The following is a 15,643-nucleotide window of genomic DNA, read 5'->3' on the forward strand; positions in this document are numbered from 1 at the left end:
TGGACTCGTGGGGTGATGCTCTTTGGACGTCCATTCGCGACGCAGGGTTCGCGAACGGTTCTGATGGGTAGCCGTCCTCCATGAATACCAAACGCATCGCCGTCACGGGCGCGACCGGGAATATCGGCACCAGCGTCGTCAGCGCGCTGGCCGAGGACAGCCGGGTCGGCTCGATACTCGGGGTCGCCCGCCGCAAACCCCGCTGGACCTGTCCGAAACTCCAGATGGTCACCGCCGACATCGCCGAGGACCCGCTGGAGGGCCTGTTCGACGGCTGCGACGCCGTCATCCACCTGGCGTGGCTGTTGCAGCCGACCCACAACCCCGCCGTCACCTGGCGCACCAACGTCCTGGGTGGCAAGCGGGTGTTCGAGGCCGCCGCCGGTGCCGGGGTGCCCGCGCTGGTCTACGGGTCCTCGGTCGGGGCGTACTCGCCGGGTATCGACGACCTGCCCGTCACCGAGAACTGGTCGACGGACGGCTGGCCCGGCGCGGCGTACACCCGCGAGAAGGCTTATATGGAGCGACTTCTGGACATCTTCGCCGCCGAGCACCCGAAGCTGCGGGTCGCCAGGCTGCGGCCGGGTTTCGTGTTCAAACGCGAGTCCGCCAGCTCCCAGCGTCGGCTGTTCGCCGGTCCACTGCTGCCGAACGCGCTGCTGCGTCCGGGCCTGATCCCGTTCGTGCCGAACCTGCCGGGGGTGCGCGCCCAGGTGGTGCACAGCTTCGACGTGGCCCGCGCCTACGTGGCGGTGACCCTGTCGGAGGCCGAGGGCGCCTTCAACGTCGCCACCGAGCCCCCCGTCACCAGCGAGATGATCGCCGAACTGTTGCGGGCCCGCCGTTTCGGCCTGCCCACCAAGGCCGCGCGCACGGCACTGGCGGCGGCGTGGCGGCTGCACGCCGTCCCGGCCTCGCCGGGACTGTTCGACGCGTTGTGCCGCCTGCCGGTCATGGACACCACCCGGATCCGCGAGGAACTGGGCTGGCAACCGGGCTACACGGCCATGGAGACCATGCGGGAACTGTTCGACGGGCTGCGCGACGGCGCCGGGTTCGCCACTCCGCCGCTGCGCCCACGCGTCCCGGGCGGACGCCTGGGCGAACTCAGAACCGGTGTGGGGCAACGGTCATGAAGGGGCGAACGCATGAGCATCTGCGGCGCTGGGGTGCCGTCTATGTCCTGGTGATCCTGTTCGCCGGTTCCTGGGTGGGGCAGTTCCTCGCCCAGCTTTCCGAGTTCACCTCGGAACAGCGGCAGCACGGGGTCGCGTTCTCCTGGGGCGATTTCGCCTCGACGTTCATGGCCTCCACGTTCGAGAACTGGCAGAGCGAGTGGCTGCAACTGGTGTTCCAGGCGATCCTGCTGCTGGGCGCCAAACACCTGATCTTCCGCGCCGACTCGGAGGACCTGGAACGCATCGAGAAGAAGATCGACGACGTCCGCGCCGAGATGGGTCTGGCGGAGAAACCGCCCTCCGACCCCGAGCGCGCCAGCGACAAACGGAAACAGCAGTACGGCCGCTGAGTGTCGTTTCGACGCCGACGACCCCGGGTAATCCGGGGTGTGAAGCCAGCACAACCGCTCAGACAGGAGCGATCATGCATGACAACAATCTGATCAACGTGATCACCGCGGACCATCGTGCCGTCGAGGCGGCGTTCTCCGAACTGGAGGCGAACCTGACGACGCCGAAGCAGCGTCGCGACCTGGTGGATCACGTCATCGCCGAACTGGTGCGGCACTCGGTCGCCGAGGAACAGTTCATGTACCCGGCGGTGCGCAAGTACGTCCCGGGGGGCGACGAGATGGCCGACCACGAGATCGAGGAACACGCCGAGGCCGAACGGGTCATGAAGGACCTGGACGAGATGGACGTGTCCGATCCCGGCTTCGAGATCAAACTCCAGGAACTGATGCACGACATCCGGCACCACGTCCAGGAGGAGGAGACCACGCTGCTGCCGACACTGGCCGCCGCGTGCTCGGCGTCCGAGCTGGAGGACCTGGGGGAGAAGGTCCTGGCGGCCAAGAAGGTCGCCCCGACCCGGCCGCACCCGTCGGCCCCCGACACGCCACCGGCCAACCTGATCGTGGCGCCCGGCGCCGGTCTGATCGACCGGATCCGCGACGCGCTGTCAGGCCGCCAAACCTGATTCGATCGCCATGAACCGCGTCGTCCCGCGGGATCCGCACCGGGTCCCGCGGGACGACGCGTTTCCCGTTCTGGAACGAATCATCCCAGCTCACCAATCACATCTTTTATAGATATATCGTCTGCGAGGCTTCTCGAAAACCCTCAGATCTTCCGCCAACCCTCATCGGCCAGAGCCGAACTCGCCTGCGGCCCCATCAGCGTCATGCCCCCGTCAACCACATAGGACGCACCCGTGACGTAGGCCGCCGCGGGAGTCGCCAGGAACGCCACCACCGCCGCGACCTCGTGGGCGTGCCCGGGCCGACCCGCCGGAATCCCGGGGCGCGGCTCCTCGCGGGGGTCCTCGTTGTCCTGCCCCGTCATCGGCGTCGAGATCTCCCCGGGCGCCACCGAGTTGACGGTGATGTCGTGCTGCGCCAGCTCCAGCGCCATCACCTTGGTCAGCGCCCCCAGCCCCGCTTTGGCGGCGCAGTACGGTGCCGCGCCCACCCGGGGGGCGTGCTCGTGGACGCTGGTGATGTTGATGATCCGGCCGCCGTGCCCGGCCGAGATCATCTGCCTGGCCGCCTTCTGGGAGCACAGGAACGCGCCGTCCAAGTCGATGTCGACGACGTTGCGCCAGGTGTCGTAGTCCATGTCGATCATCGCCTCGGCGCTGCCGGTGCCGGAGCAGTTGACCAGCACGTCGATGCCGCCCAGTTCGTTGGCCAGTTCGTCGATGACGTCGGCGGCCTCGGGCAGCTCGGCCAGGTTCAGGTGCCGCACGGTGGTCTCGGCGCCCAGCTGCCGGGCTTCGGCGGCGGTGTTCTTGGCGCCCTGCTCATCCCGGTTGTAGGTGATGCCCAGGTTCAGGCCACCACCGGCGAAGGCCGCGGCGATGGCGCGCCCGATACCGGAATCGGAACCGGTGATGACCGCGGTACGCGGCGAGACGGTCTCCTGCGGCAGCGGTGCGATCGTGTTCATGGTCGAGTCCTCCTTCTGGTGTGGATGTTGTTCGGTTTCCGGTTGCCGCCGAGCGCTTCATGGCCGCAGTACGACCTTGACGCAGCCGTTCTGCTGGCGCGCGAACCACTCGTACGCCCGGGGAGCCTCGGTGAGCGGGAACTCGTGCGTGACGAGGTCGTCGAGCCCCAGCGGATCGTCCGGCCGCTCGATCTCCGGCAGGATCTCCTTGAGCCAGTGCCGCACGTTGGTCTGCCCCATCCGCAGCGTGATCTGCTTGTCGAACAGGTCCATCAACGGCATCGGATTGGCCCGGCCCCCGTAGACCCCCAGGATGGACACGGCCCCGCCGCGCCGCACCAACTGGAACGCCAGGGTCAGCGCCGCCATCCGGTCGCCCCCGAACGACTCGACGGCCACTCGGGCCACCGACTTCGGCAACGCCGCGAGGGTCTCCTGCTCCGATTCCGGCGCCGGAGCCCCGTGCGCCTCCATTCCCACCGCTTCGATCACGGCGTCGGCCCCGCGCCCGTCGGTCAGGTCCCGCACCAGCTCGGCCGGATCGTGGCGCGAGATGTCCACCGTGTGGATTCCGTTGCGGGCCGCCATGTACAGCCGCTCGGCCACCCGGTCGAGCCCGATGACCGTGTCGGCCCCGAACAGCCGCGCTACCCGCGCCGCCAACTGTCCGACCGGTCCCAAGCCGACGACCACGACGTTGTCGCCCGGCCCCACCTCGGCGTAACTGGCGCCCTGCCAGGCCGTCGGCAGCACGTCGCACAGCAACAGGTACCGATGAGACTCGTCGTGTGGCACCTTCACCGGCCCGAACTGCGCCTGCGGCACCCGCAACAACTCCGCCTGCCCCCCGGGTATCGCCCCGTACAGCGAGGTGTAGCCGAAGATCTGACCACCCTTGCCGCTCTGCCGCACCTGGGTGGTCTCACACTGCGAGGTCAGCCCCCGCACGCACATCCAGCACGTTCCGCAGGCGATGTTGAACGGCACCACCACCCGATCCCCGGGCTGTATCGAGGTGACGGCGCTGCCGACCTCCTCCACGATCCCCATCGGCTCGTGACCCAGGATCTCCCCGGGTTCGAGACACATGCCCAGCAGACTGTAAAGATGCAGGTCGGACCCGCAGATCCCCGTCGACGTGACCCGGATGATCGCGTCGGTCGGCTCCAGAATGGCAGGGTCGGCCACCTTCTCGACGCTGAGTTCTCCCGGTGCTTGCCAGGTAACGGCTTTCATGTCCACCACCCCACCGAAGTCGGATACCGACGGCCACGTCCGACCGATCCCTGACGGGTACCCGGTAGCCAATGCGCCAAACCCGGACGGGGTTGAGCCCCGCCGTGGTGGCGACATGGGCACGGCGGGGCTCGGCTCTCGGCGGCGGTGGTGCGGCCGGTCGTCAGCCGGGCAGCAGGGCGTCCATCTGGCCGACGGCCTGTTTGAGGCCCTCGGTCATGCCCATCTTGTCGAGTTGTTCCATCTGTTCGCGGGTGTCGAAGGTCGAGCGCATCTCCATGCGGGTGCCGCCGTCGTGTTCGGTCAGGCGCATCCGCATCGTGGTGACGGGCATGTCGGCGACGGGTTTGCCGTCGGCGTCGGCGAAGCCGTCGGTGAACTCCAGCGAGGTGGGCGGTTCGACGGCGTCGACACGCCACCAGCCGCGGTGCCGGTCGCCTTCGGGGCCGGTCATGAAGTAGGTGACGTCGCCGCCGGGGGTGAGGTCGTGTTCCTCGACGGTGGCGGGGTAGGTCGGCGGACCCCACCAGCGTTCGAGTTTGCGCGGGTCGGCCCACAGTTGCCAGACTTCGGCCACGGGGGCCTCGAAGTCGGCGACGAGCGTGAGGGTCAGGTTGTCGAGGTCCTTGTCGACGCTGGTGACGGTCATGTCGGTTGTCCTTTCGTGTCTTCGTCGAGCAGTCGCGCCATCCGCTCGATGCGGCCGAACCACGCGTTCTCGAGTCGGTCGATGGTGTCGCGGATCGCGCGAACCGCTCGTGGGTTCGTCTTGACGAGGTGCTCTCTGCCGTTGCGTTGTTTGGAGACGAGCCCGGCTCGTTCCAGGACCGCCACGTGCTTCTGCACCGCGGCGAAGCTCATCGGGTAGTGCTCGGCGAGGCGGGAGACCGACAGGTCGCCGCTCACCGCGCGGCGCAGGATGTCGCGGCGGGTGGTGTCGGCCAGCGCGTGGAACACCTGGCTGGTGGCCTCGTCGTCGATATCATCTACAACCATTTGGTTGTACGTTAGCACCGCGGGCCGACACCGTCCATCGAACACGCGAAACCGGCGGACGGGAGCGTTTTCGCTCCCGTCCGCCGGTGAATATTCGGATCAGGTGGTAGGGGATTTACGTGGCCCGCGAGCGGTCAGCAGCCGAGCCGGTGGCAGGTTGCCGAAGTTGGGACGGCTGACCGTCACCTCGGCGAACCGGCTCTCCAGCAGCGCGCGGAACCGTTGCGCGGCCGGGAAGTACCCGGCACCCACGTAGCGGTGGGTCGCGAACACGCCGTCCTCGTTCAGGGAGCCGACCACGGCGTCCAGGATGTCGGACTGCAACTGCGGAGTGAACGCCGTGAACGGGAGCCCGCTGATGACGACGTCCAGCGAGTCGATCTGGTGCTCCTTGAGGATCTGCTCCAGGTCGGCGGCCGACTGGTTGACCACGCTGACGTCGGGATACAGCTTCTGGAGCCGGCTCGCGAACTCCTCGTGGATCTCGATGGCGAGATGCGGCGAAGCGCCTCGCAGCCGCTGCTGGATCACGGCGGTCACCGCACCCGTGCCGGAGCCCAGCTCCGCGACGGTGGGGGACTGGTAGCCCTCCAGCACCGTGCCCATGGTGCGGGCCATGGCGCGGGAGGACGGAAGCATCGCCCCGGTGACACCGGGGGCGCGAAGCCAGTGACGGAAGAACAGCTTCCGGTCGTGCCACTGACTCGGGGGGATCTCTTCGTTCTCGTTGCTCGGGACGGCCGACGGTGGCGCGTCGCCGCCGTGCCGGGGCAGCGATGTGGTCATCTCGGTCTCCATTTCTCCCTCGCGGGACAGGTAACTTTCCCGATACCCGCTAACCAGGCGGCTCACACCCCTTTTGAGGTGGTGAGTGCTTCGTCAGCGGTATATCGAATTCGGCGAAACCGGGGACATGGGTCATGTCGACGGCTCCAATCGGGCGCGGATTTCGGGCATCGGCCCAGGTGACCGCGACGGAGAGGTTGTGATGCGGGAGAACCTGACGAACCTGGAGCGATCGGCCGTCGAACCGGCCGTATCGCAGGCGTGAGCTGGGCGCGGCGACGTTCGTCGACCGTTGCGAGGCGCCGGGCTCAGTCATACCGTCGAACCCTAACAAGTTTTCCCACTTAGACAAGGCCGCGGATTTCACGACGCCGGACGGACTCTGGCACAGTGGGCCGATGCGTGCAGACGACACCCCCGTTGGCCCGGTGCGACCGTCGTGGCTGGTGTGGCCACTAGCTCTGGTGGTGGGGCTGTTCGGGGGAGTGGCGACCTCATACGGACAGACCATTCTGGGCGGCGGCTGGGCGGCGCTGGCGAATTCGGCCTCGCCGTGGGTGATGTTCGCGTTCGCGGCCGGGGTGCTCGTGCCGGGCCGCTGGGTGACGGCGGCGCTCGCGGGGCTGCTGACCCAGGTGGGTCTTGTCGTCGGCTACTACGCGACGACGGAGCTGCGCGGGTTCGCCGCCGGGATGGCGGCCATCGTGATCTGGGTGGCGGCCGGAGCCGTTGCCGGACCGGTGTACGGCGCGGCGGGTTCGCTGTTCCGGTACCGGCCGGGAGCGGACGTGGCGGGGAGTGACGCGGGCGTGGCCGGCGAGCGGCCGGTGGCGGGGGCTGACGGCTCCGCAGTGGACGGTTCACGGGACCGATGGTGGCTGGTGCGTTCGTGCGCCGCTGGAATCACCGGTTCGGTGTGGATCATGGAGGGGCTCAACTTTTTCAACTTGGCGCGCGATGTGAACTCGAACAGCGGTCCGGGGATTGGCGCGGCGTGGGTTTACGTCGTCGTCGGGTTGCTGCTTCCGTTGGTGTTGGCGCGAGCTGTGCGGGAGCGGCTGTTCGCACTATTGGCTTTGGCTGTCGCGACAGGACTGGCTCTTGTGGCCGGAATTGTTGTCAATGCGGCCTTCTTTATTTGAAATCGGAAATTATCGCCGGTCGTAATTTCGGATTCGTCTTAAGAAAGTGCCAAATTGCGGCGGATCTGTGAAAACAAGACGACACGCGCTATGGATTGCGCCACTTCGCATTTATGATCCGTGCATGAGCAGTGACGCGAACCCCGCCAGCACGGCGGCAGTCGAATTGGGACTACAGCTAAAGGCGGAACGGAATCGGGAACGCCCGGGAAAGCCTAAGGGCTATTCGAAACGAGAGATCCCAAGGAACATCTGTTCAGATCGGACGCTACTCGACATCGAGGAGGGGCGGAAGCGGGTAGTCAAGCGGGGCTTCGTTCGGGACATCTGTGCGTTCTACAAGACGGACAGGGTGCTGATAGAGCACCTGGTCAAGCTGGCTGACGCGACCTATATGGATGATTGGACGGACGCTTACGCCGGAGTGATTGACAAGGACGGATGGCTATACCTACAGCGGGAGGAGCGTGCGTCCCGGGCCGTCTTCCATGACTCAACGGCGATACCGTCACTTATCCAGCCTCGCTCCTACGTCGAAGTAATCCTTCGGACCACGAAAGTCAGCTATGACGACGCAGAGGCCGAATGGGATCAGACGATTCGCTTTCGTGAAGCTAGGCGATCACGATGGCTGAAATCCAGGCGATCGATAGTTTGCTTGATCGGTGAAGCGGCGTTCGCCGTTGATCTCGGCGCTCAAGCGAACGACGAGCTCCGGCAACACGTGCTGGAACTGTCGACGCTGCCGTTCGCGGACATCAGAGTAATCCCGTTCGCCGCCGGTCGATACGACTTGATGGGGTGGGAGGTGAACGTCCTGGAGTTCGGAGAGGGAGAGGAACCATTTATCCGTGTCGCTTCGCCGCGCGGGGCTGGTTTCGTGTCCGCGCACAGTCATAGGGGTAAGTTCTTCAGGGGCGGCGTTGGCCACGCCCGCGACCTATCCGTTCCAGTCAGGGAGTTCTTCAAATGACGTACCGGCCGAGCTCGTGGCGACGGTCAAGCCGCAGCGGAACCAACACGAACAACAACTGTGTCGAAGTGCGACTGGACGGCAGGACACCGCAAGTGTCTGACAGCCAGTTCGTTGGCAGGCGACCGATAGTGGAACTTGACCGCACTGACTACCTGGCCTTCCTTGCGACCGTGAAGAGTGACCTGTAGCCAGTACCGAAGAGTGAGTTGTAGCCAGAACTGAAGCAGCCGCTCGCCCTCCGCGAGCGGCCCGCCTTGCATGCTCGCAGTCTTGCGAGCTAACCAAACCCGAGCTAACCGAACCACTGTTCACGATGCGCAAGCGCCGCCGCCTCGCCCCGGCTCGCGACCTCAAGCTTCGCCAGAATCCGCGACACGTGCACTCCCGCTGTCGACACGGAAATGAACAGCTCACCCGCGATCTGGCGATTGCTCAGCCCCTTCGCGAGCAGCCGCAGCACGTCCACTTCGCGCGCTGTGAGTCCGCGTCCCGGGCCTGGGTTTGCTTGCGGCGCTTCGCCCACGGCGATACCGACTTGAGCCGCCAGCCGGGCGACGCGCTCGGCCAGTGGCCGAGCGCCGAGCTTGGCCGCGATGGTCGCGGCTTCCCGAAGCGGCGCGTCGCTGGCTTGGCCGCGAGCTCGCAGCGGGACGTCGGCGGCTTGGCCACGGCCTCGCAGCAGCGCGTCCGCGGCTTGCCCGCTGGTTCGCAGCGGCGCGTCGCTGGCTTGGCCACTGGTTCGCAGCAGGGCGTCGGTGGCTTGGCCACTGGTTCGCAGCAGCGCATCCGCAGCTTGCCCGCTGGCTCGCGGCGGCGAGTCGGCGGCCTGGCCGCGAGCTCGTATCGCCTCGGCGGCTTGACCACTGGCTCGCAGCGCTTCGGCCAAGCCCACCAGGCACCACCCCAACTGGTGCGGAGCCTCCAGCTCCCGCCACAGCGTTGCCGCACTCCGCCAGCCCGACGGATCCTCGTGATCGACAGCGGCGAGGAACCCCGCCCGATGGGCGGCTTCGAAACGGCCGGGGATGGTCAGCGGTTCGGCCAGCGCCAACAGTTCCCTCCGCCACCCGGCATCGGCGCTCGAACGCCGGGAGCGCAGGTCCGCCGCCAGCGACAGGACATACCATCCGGACGTCGAGTTCGACACCACGGCGAAATCGTCCAGCAACCGCCGCATGATCGTCTCGGCCTCGTCGTGTTCCTCGCGCGCCATCGCGAGCCGGAACCGGTAGGTCGCCTGTTCCACCCGCCAGGTCGGGGCGGTGTTCGCGGCGTCGACCAGCGCGTCGATCTCGGTGGCCAGCAGCTGTGCCTCGTCGAGTTCACCAGTGGCGATGGCGATGCCGCCCAGTCCCCGCAGCAGTCCGATGCGGTACAGCGGTGCCGCGGTCCACGACAGACCGTCGCGGTAGACCTTCGCCGCTTCGGGCCAGTCGCCGAGTTGTTCGAGGGCGAACCCGAGGCTGATCGACAGGGCGGGCCCTCGGCTGTGGATGAGCCCCAGCCGCTCGGCGGCGGCGATGCCGCGCCGGATTGCCGTCGCCGCTTTGCGGAACTGGCCGCCGTTGACCAGGACGTTGCCGTGCCACTGCGAGATCGACATCAGCGTGGGGTGGTCACCCAGCCGCTGGGTCAGTTCGGTGGCCTCGGCGAACACCGGTTCGGCGGCGTCCACGCCGGTCTCCAGACCTTCGGCGACTCCCAGCGCCGCAAGCGCTTTCGCCAGGGTGCCGGGGTCGTCGTGAAGCCGGGCGATCCGCACCGCCTCGGTGGCCGGTTCGCGGACCTCGGCCAGATCCCGGACGCTGATGCGGGTGTGGGCCAGTGCCGCCAGCAACCGGCCGCGCAGCCGGGTGGGTTCGTCGGACGGCAGCAGCGCCAGCGCGGCCTCGATATCGGGCAGGCCGCTGGTGTTGTGCCGGTTGCGCAGTACGCCGCGCAGTTCGAGCAGTGCGGCGACTCTCTCGGGATCGCCTGCCCCGTCCGGGTCGTCGACCGCGGGTTCCAGCAGGGCGCTGACCAGCTCGTCGCCGCGAGTGAAGTCACCACTATGGACGCAAGCGGTCGCGGCCAGCTCGACCACGGCGTCCCGGTCGACGCCCAGCCGCGCAGCCGGGTCCTTGGCGCGGGGCCACAGGTCCAGGACCAACTCCAACATCCGCTGCTGCTCGTCGTAGGCGTAGGCGGTGGCCGCCACCCGCGCGGCGCGCCAGGCGTGCGCAAGCGCTTCCTCGACGTTCTCGGCGGCGTGCCAGTGCGCGGCCAGCTCGGCGGGCAGCCGTTCGGCCGGGACCGCGTCCGGATGATCGCGCAGGGTCTCGGCGAACCCGCGATGCAGCCGGATGCGTTCGCCCGGAAGCAGACGCTCGTAGACCGCGTCGCGGATCAGCGCGTGCCGGAACCGGTAGCCGTCCTCGGTGATCACCAGCAGGTGCCGGTCGGCCAGCGCCCGGATGGCGGACTCGGCTTCGGTGTCGGCCAGCGGCAGCACCGCGCTGAGCAGCCGGTGCCCGACCTGGTTCCCGGCCACGGCGGCGTGGCGCAGCACCAGCCCGGCCGCTTCGGAAAGGTCGTCCACTCCGGACAGCAGCAGGGATCGCAGCGGCACCGGGTCGCCGGGTTCGGCGGTGCTGAGCGCTTCGACGAACAACGGGTTGCCGTCGCTGCGCTGGTACACCTGGGTGATCCGGTGCGGGTCGGGCTCCCGGTTGTGTATGGCGGCCAGCTGGCGCCCCACTTCGTGCACGCTGAGCCGTCGCAGGGATATCGACGTCACCGCCGGATCGCGGGTCAGCCGGATGACGAGTTCGCACAGCGGGTGGGCGCCCTCCACGTCGGTGGAACGGAAGGAGCCGACGATCAGGACGTCGGGTGCCGTCAGGCTGCCCGCCAGGAACCCCAGCAGCGCCCGGCTGGACGGGTCGGCCCAGTGCAGGTCCTCCAGCACCAGCACCAACGGTCGCTGGGTGGCCAACCCCTCCAGCAACGCCAGGACCTCGCCGAACAGCCGGATCCGGCCCAGTTCCGCGTCCACGCCGGACAGCGGTTCGCCGATGGCGGGCAGCCAGGACGCCAACGCGTAGGGGCCGTCGCCGGGAAGCGTCCTGGTGATCGCGGCGACCCCGTGTTCGCGGATGAGCTGGCGGATCACCGCGAGAAACGGCGCGTACGGCAGGCCCTCGGCGCCCAGTTCCAGGCATTCGCCTGTCAGGACCCGCACCCGATCGTCCAGCCTGCTGGCGAACTCGCGCAACAGCCGAGTCTTGCCGATGCCCGCCTCACCGCTGACGAGGCACACCCGGGCGGCCCGGCTCGATGCGCCATGGGCGTCCATGAGCCGTGCCAACTCCGGTGATCGTCCGATGAGGACGGGGCTGATGACGCGGGGTGCCACCGGCCAACTATGCCAGCGGCCCCGCTTACTGACAAGATTCCTGAACGGAACGAAACAGGACGATCTTCCAGCGTAAATATATGGTTTTACCGATGTCGACGGTGCCTGTTTACTCACATGCTTACCGGCATGGAACCGTTTCGCATCAACATTTCCCAGTCCGATCTGGACGACCTCAACACCCGTATCGACGCCACCCGATGGCCGGCCGCCTACCCGGGCGCCGCATGGAGTCGCGGCGTCCCGTTGTCGTATCTGCGACGCATCACCGAGTACTGGCGCCACGAATACAGCTGGCGGGCCGCCGAGGCGAAGCTCAACGAGTTTCCCCAGTTCACCACCGAGATCGACGGCCACAACATCCACTTCCTGCACGTCACATCCCCGCACCCCGACGCGATCCCGCTGCTGCTGACCCACGGCTGGCCCGGCTCCATCGTGGAGTTCACCGGCATCATCGGCCCGTTGACCGACCCGAAGGCACACGGCGCCGACGGCCCCGCCTTCCACCTGGTGATCCCGTCCCTGCCCGGCTACGGCTTCTCCGGACCCAGCCCCGACGAAGGCTGGACCACCCGCCGCATCGCGAAAGCCTGGGCGGAACTGATGTCGCGGCTCGGATACGACCGCTACGTCGCCCAGGGCGGTGACCGGGGCGTCGGCGTCACCCGCGACCTGGGCATCGTCGACCCCGAACACGTCGCGGCCGTCCACGTCAACGGCGGCTTCACCTTCCCGGGCGGGGCCGACCCCGACGACGAGACCCTGTCGGAACGCGAACGCATCCGGGTGCGGCGGATGCAGGAGTTCATGAGCGAAAGCGGCGCCTACCTGGCGCTGCACTCCTCGCGGCCGTACAGCGTCGCCTACGCGTTCAACGATTCCCCGGTCGGGCTGCTGGCCTGGATCATCGAGCGGTTCAAGGACTGGAGCGACCCGGCCAAACAGCTGCCCGAGGACGCCGTCGACCTCGACCAACTGCTCACCAACGTGTGCGTCTACTGGTTCACCCAGACGGCGGGCTCGGCGGCCAACGCCTACTACGAGGACGCGGTCTCCGGCGCGGGCTGGGGGCCCAAGGAACCGTCCACGGTCCCGGCCGGGGTCGCACAGTTCACGACCCAGGACATCGCGCTGCGACGCGACGACGAGGCGGCCAACAACATCGTCCACTGGGCGGAGTACTTCCGGGGCGGTCACTTCGCGGCCATGGAGGCCCCGGACCTGCTGGTGGCCGACCTGCGGGAGTTCTTCGGACGGCACCACTAGAAAAACTTGTCCACAGTTCTAGATCGAGGACCGAGGCTGTCCTCAATTCTCCATACAGTCTTTTTCAGCGACAACAACTAAGGAGCGACGACATGTCAAACGAAACCGCGATCACCCCCTTCACCATCGACATCCCGCAGTCCGAACTGGACTACGTGCGCGAGCGGCTGACCCGCACCCGCTTCGCCCAGGAGATCCCCGGCGCCGGAACCGACTACGGCGTCCCGACCGAACGCGTCCAGCACCTCGTCGACCACTGGCTCAACAACTACGACTGGCGCGAATGGGAGGCCAAGCTCAACGCCTACCCGCAGTTCACCACCGAGATCGACGGCCAGAACATCCACTTCCTGCACGTCAAGTCCCCGGAACCCGACGCGATCCCGCTGCTGCTGACCCACGGCTGGCCCGGCTCGGTTGTCGAATACCTGGACGTCATCGACGCGCTGTCCGACCCGAAGGCCCACGGCAGCGACGGCCCCGCCTTCCACCTGGTGATCCCGTCCCTGCCCGGCTTCGGCTTCTCCGGCCCCACCACCGACCGCGGCTGGGGCACCGTCCGCACCGCCAAAGCCATGGGCGAACTGATGAACCGCCTGGGCTACCAGCGTTACGGCCAGCACGGCAACGACGGCGGCTCGATGATCGCCCCCGAACTCGGCCGCCAGGACCCCGACGCCCAGATCGGCGTCCACGTCAACCAGGCGTTCTCGTTCCCGTCCGGTGACCCGTCCGAAATGGAGAACCTGACCGAGGAAGAGGGCCAGGCTCTCCAGGTCCTGGGCATGTTCTGGGAGGAGAAGGGCGCGTTCAACGTGCTGCACTCGCAGCAGCCGAACACCCTCGCCCACGCCCTGGCCGACTCCCCGGTCGGACTGCTGGGCTGGAACGACCAGCTGATGGGCGCCGAGGTCAGCGACGACTTCGTCATCACCAACGTGCTCATCTACTGGCTGACCAACACCTCCGGCTCGTCGATCCGGTTCTACTACGAGGACAAGAAGAACCCGCCGTCCACCGAACCCACCACCTTCCCGCTGGGGGTCTCCAACCACGCCAACGACTTCCAGGGCATCCGCCGGTTCGTCGACCGCGACCACAAGAACATCGTCCAGTGGCGGTTCCACGACGAGGGCGGTCACTACTCCGACCACCAGATCCCCGAGATCGCCGTGGCCGACATCCGCGACTTCTTCGGCGAGCTTGCGAGCCGAAGCGACAAGCACAGCCGCAAGGTTCAGGAGTAACCCCATGGCCATCATCGAAGCCACCCCAGAAACCACCGCTTCCACCCAACCGGCCCCCACCTCGACACCCGCCCCCTACCGGTGGCGCTGGATCGCGCTCGCGGTAGCCATGTCCGGCATGGCCATGGAACTCCTCGACGCCAGCGTCACCTCCGTCGCCGGACCCACCATGCGCGCCGAACTCGGCGGCGGCCCGTCGCTCATCCAATGGCTCACCGCCGGATACACCCTCGCGATGGTCGGCGGCCTCCTCATCGGCGCCCGGCTCGGTGACATCTTCGGCCGCAAACGCATGTTCCTCTTCGGAGCCACCGGCTTCACCCTCACCTCGCTGCTGGTGGCGCTGAGCCAGAACCCCGAGTTCGCCATCGGCTCCCGCGTCGCCCAGGGCCTGTTCGGGGCCGCGATGGTCCCGCAGGTGTTCGGCCTCATCAAAGCGATGTTCCCGCCCAGCGAAACGCAGAAGGCGTTCAGCCTGGCCGGACCGATCATGGGAATGTCGGCCATCGGCGGCCCCATCCTCGCCGGGTGGCTCATCGGCCTCAACCTGTTCGACTCGGGCTGGCGACTGGTGTTCCTCATCAACCTGCCCATCGGCATCGCGATCGTCGCACTGGCATTCCGGCTGCTGCCCCGCGACGAACCCGCGACGGTCAAGAGCCTCGACCTCGCCGGCGCCACACTGGCGATCCTGGCCAGCACCTCCATGGTCTACCCGCTGGTCCAAGGCCACGAAGCCGGCTGGCCCGCCTGGTCTTTCGGCATGATCGCCGCCTCCGTGGTCCTGTTCGCGGTCTTCGGCGCCCACCAGGTCCGCCGCAACCGCCGGGGCCGGGACGTGCTGGTACTGCCGAGCCTGTTCCACAAACGTGCCTTCAACGGCGGCCTGGTCCTGGGTGTCCTCCTGATCGCGGCCATGACCGGCCTAGGCTTCGTCATGACCCTGCACCTCCAACTCGGCCTGGCCTACACACCCCTGGAAGCCGCCGCCGCGATGGTCCCGTTCGCGGTCGCCATGAGCGCGGCCATGGGGGCAGGTCCGGCACTGGCCAAGTACGGCCGCAAGACCCTCATGGCCGGAGCGCTCATCAAGACCGCCGGAATCGGCGCGATCATCCTCGCCCTGGCCCTCGCGGGCGCCGACCTCACCTGGTACCACCTGGCCCCCGGCCTGATGCTGTCCGGAGTGGGAGCGGCACTGTTCATGGGCCGCTACTTCGACTCGGTCATGGAAGGCGTCGAACCCCGCGAGATCGGCTCGGCGTCGGGAACCCTGACGGCGGTACAACAGCTGGGCGCCTCGTTCGGAGTCGCGCTGCTGGGCACCGCCTTCTTCGCGACCTACGGCCCTGACGTGGACAGCGCGGTCACCGCCTCGGGAACCACCCTCGGCTTGACGGGACTGATCCTGCTGGTCGGGTTCGCCGTCGGGTTCTGCCTACCCAAGCAGACGCGAACCGCCGACTGAGTCC

16 protein-coding genes are annotated in these 15,643 nt (G+C 67.6%); 10 read left to right on the top strand and 6 right to left on the bottom strand.

The annotated features are described in order from the left end of the window. Window positions 1-80 precede the first annotated feature (80 nt). The 3 genes from SNAS_RS13670 (at window position 81) to SNAS_RS13680 (ending at window position 2,157) form a co-directional block, all read left to right on the top strand. Window positions 81-1,136, top strand: coding sequence for an NAD-dependent epimerase/dehydratase family protein (locus SNAS_RS13670; protein WP_013018021.1), 1,056 nt, complete (start codon window positions 81-83; stop codon window positions 1,134-1,136). Next, a complete protein-coding gene (locus SNAS_RS13675) occupies window positions 1,133-1,528 on the top strand; it encodes a DUF6766 family protein (RefSeq protein ID WP_013018022.1) in 396 nt (131 codons plus the stop codon). The genes SNAS_RS13670 and SNAS_RS13675 overlap by 4 nt, the downstream gene beginning before the upstream one ends. A 74-nt stretch (window positions 1,529-1,602) precedes the next feature. Beyond that, window positions 1,603-2,157 (top strand): hemerythrin domain-containing protein, encoded by a 555-nt coding sequence (locus tag SNAS_RS13680; protein WP_013018023.1) that lies wholly within the window; start codon window positions 1,603-1,605, stop codon window positions 2,155-2,157. A gap of 143 nt (window positions 2,158-2,300) precedes the next feature. On the opposite strand, the gene SNAS_RS13685 is transcribed toward SNAS_RS13680, so the two are convergent. The 5 genes from SNAS_RS13685 to SNAS_RS13705 form a co-directional block, all read right to left on the bottom strand. Continuing rightward, window positions 2,301-3,125, bottom strand: a complete 825-nt coding sequence (locus tag SNAS_RS13685) for an SDR family oxidoreductase (protein ID WP_013018024.1) — start codon at window positions 3,123-3,125, stop codon at window positions 2,301-2,303. A gap of 57 nt (window positions 3,126-3,182) precedes the next feature. Then, a complete protein-coding gene (locus SNAS_RS13690; RefSeq protein ID WP_013018025.1) occupies window positions 3,183-4,361 on the bottom strand; it encodes an alcohol dehydrogenase catalytic domain-containing protein in 1,179 nt (392 codons plus the stop codon). A 163-nt stretch (window positions 4,362-4,524) separates the two neighbouring features. After that, window positions 4,525-5,010, bottom strand: a complete 486-nt coding sequence (locus tag SNAS_RS13695) for an SRPBCC family protein (protein ID WP_013018026.1) — start codon at window positions 5,008-5,010, stop codon at window positions 4,525-4,527. Continuing rightward, complete coding sequence (locus SNAS_RS13700) at window positions 5,007-5,357, bottom strand: ArsR/SmtB family transcription factor (protein ID WP_013018027.1); 351 nt, start codon at window positions 5,355-5,357, stop codon at window positions 5,007-5,009. The genes SNAS_RS13695 and SNAS_RS13700 overlap by 4 nt, the downstream gene beginning before the upstream one ends. 99 nt (window positions 5,358-5,456) lie before the next feature. After that, window positions 5,457-6,143, bottom strand: a complete 687-nt coding sequence (locus tag SNAS_RS13705) for a class I SAM-dependent methyltransferase (protein WP_013018028.1) — start codon at window positions 6,141-6,143, stop codon at window positions 5,457-5,459. Between the two features lie 85 nt (window positions 6,144-6,228). Here SNAS_RS13705 and SNAS_RS35115 point away from each other — a divergent pair, with 85 nt between their 5' ends. The 4 genes from SNAS_RS35115 to SNAS_RS37615 all read left to right on the top strand — a co-directional run bounded on the left by SNAS_RS35115 (window position 6,229) and on the right by SNAS_RS37615 (window position 8,449). Continuing rightward, window positions 6,229-6,408, top strand: coding sequence for a hypothetical protein (locus SNAS_RS35115; RefSeq protein WP_013018029.1), 180 nt, complete (start codon window positions 6,229-6,231; stop codon window positions 6,406-6,408). Between the two features lie 133 nt (window positions 6,409-6,541). After that, window positions 6,542-7,285, top strand: a complete 744-nt coding sequence (locus SNAS_RS13710) for a DUF6518 family protein (protein ID WP_013018030.1) — start codon at window positions 6,542-6,544, stop codon at window positions 7,283-7,285. A 124-nt stretch (window positions 7,286-7,409) separates the two neighbouring features. Beyond that, complete coding sequence (locus SNAS_RS13715) at window positions 7,410-8,258, top strand: Scr1 family TA system antitoxin-like transcriptional regulator (protein ID WP_013018031.1); 849 nt, start codon at window positions 7,410-7,412, stop codon at window positions 8,256-8,258. After that, window positions 8,255-8,449, top strand: coding sequence for a DUF397 domain-containing protein (locus SNAS_RS37615; protein WP_083787107.1), 195 nt, complete (start codon window positions 8,255-8,257; stop codon window positions 8,447-8,449). Before SNAS_RS13715 ends, SNAS_RS37615 begins: the two co-directional genes overlap by 4 nt. Before the next feature lie 104 nt (window positions 8,450-8,553). Here the strand turns inward: SNAS_RS37615 and SNAS_RS13720 are convergent, their stop codons facing one another. Continuing rightward, window positions 8,554-11,655, bottom strand: coding sequence for a helix-turn-helix transcriptional regulator (locus SNAS_RS13720; RefSeq protein WP_144300488.1), 3,102 nt, complete (start codon window positions 11,653-11,655; stop codon window positions 8,554-8,556). Window positions 11,656-11,784: 129 nt separating this feature from the next. Between SNAS_RS13720 and SNAS_RS13725 the strand changes: the two genes are divergently transcribed. The 3 genes from SNAS_RS13725 (at window position 11,785) to SNAS_RS13735 (ending at window position 15,639) form a co-directional block, all read left to right on the top strand. Next, the gene (locus SNAS_RS13725; protein WP_169313881.1) at window positions 11,785-12,924 is read left to right on the top strand and encodes an epoxide hydrolase family protein; all 1,140 of its coding nucleotides are present in this window, start codon (window positions 11,785-11,787) and stop codon (window positions 12,922-12,924) included. A gap of 92 nt (window positions 12,925-13,016) precedes the next feature. Further along, window positions 13,017-14,171, top strand: a complete 1,155-nt coding sequence (locus SNAS_RS13730; protein ID WP_013018034.1) for an epoxide hydrolase family protein — start codon at window positions 13,017-13,019, stop codon at window positions 14,169-14,171. Window positions 14,172-14,175: 4 nt separating this feature from the next. Then, the gene (locus SNAS_RS13735) at window positions 14,176-15,639 is read left to right on the top strand and encodes an MFS transporter (protein WP_013018035.1); all 1,464 of its coding nucleotides are present in this window, start codon (window positions 14,176-14,178) and stop codon (window positions 15,637-15,639) included. Window positions 15,640-15,643 lie beyond the last annotated feature (4 nt).

It is taken from the genome of Stackebrandtia nassauensis DSM 44728, assembly GCF_000024545.1.
Lineage (GTDB): Bacteria > Actinomycetota > Actinomycetes > Mycobacteriales > Micromonosporaceae > Stackebrandtia > Stackebrandtia nassauensis.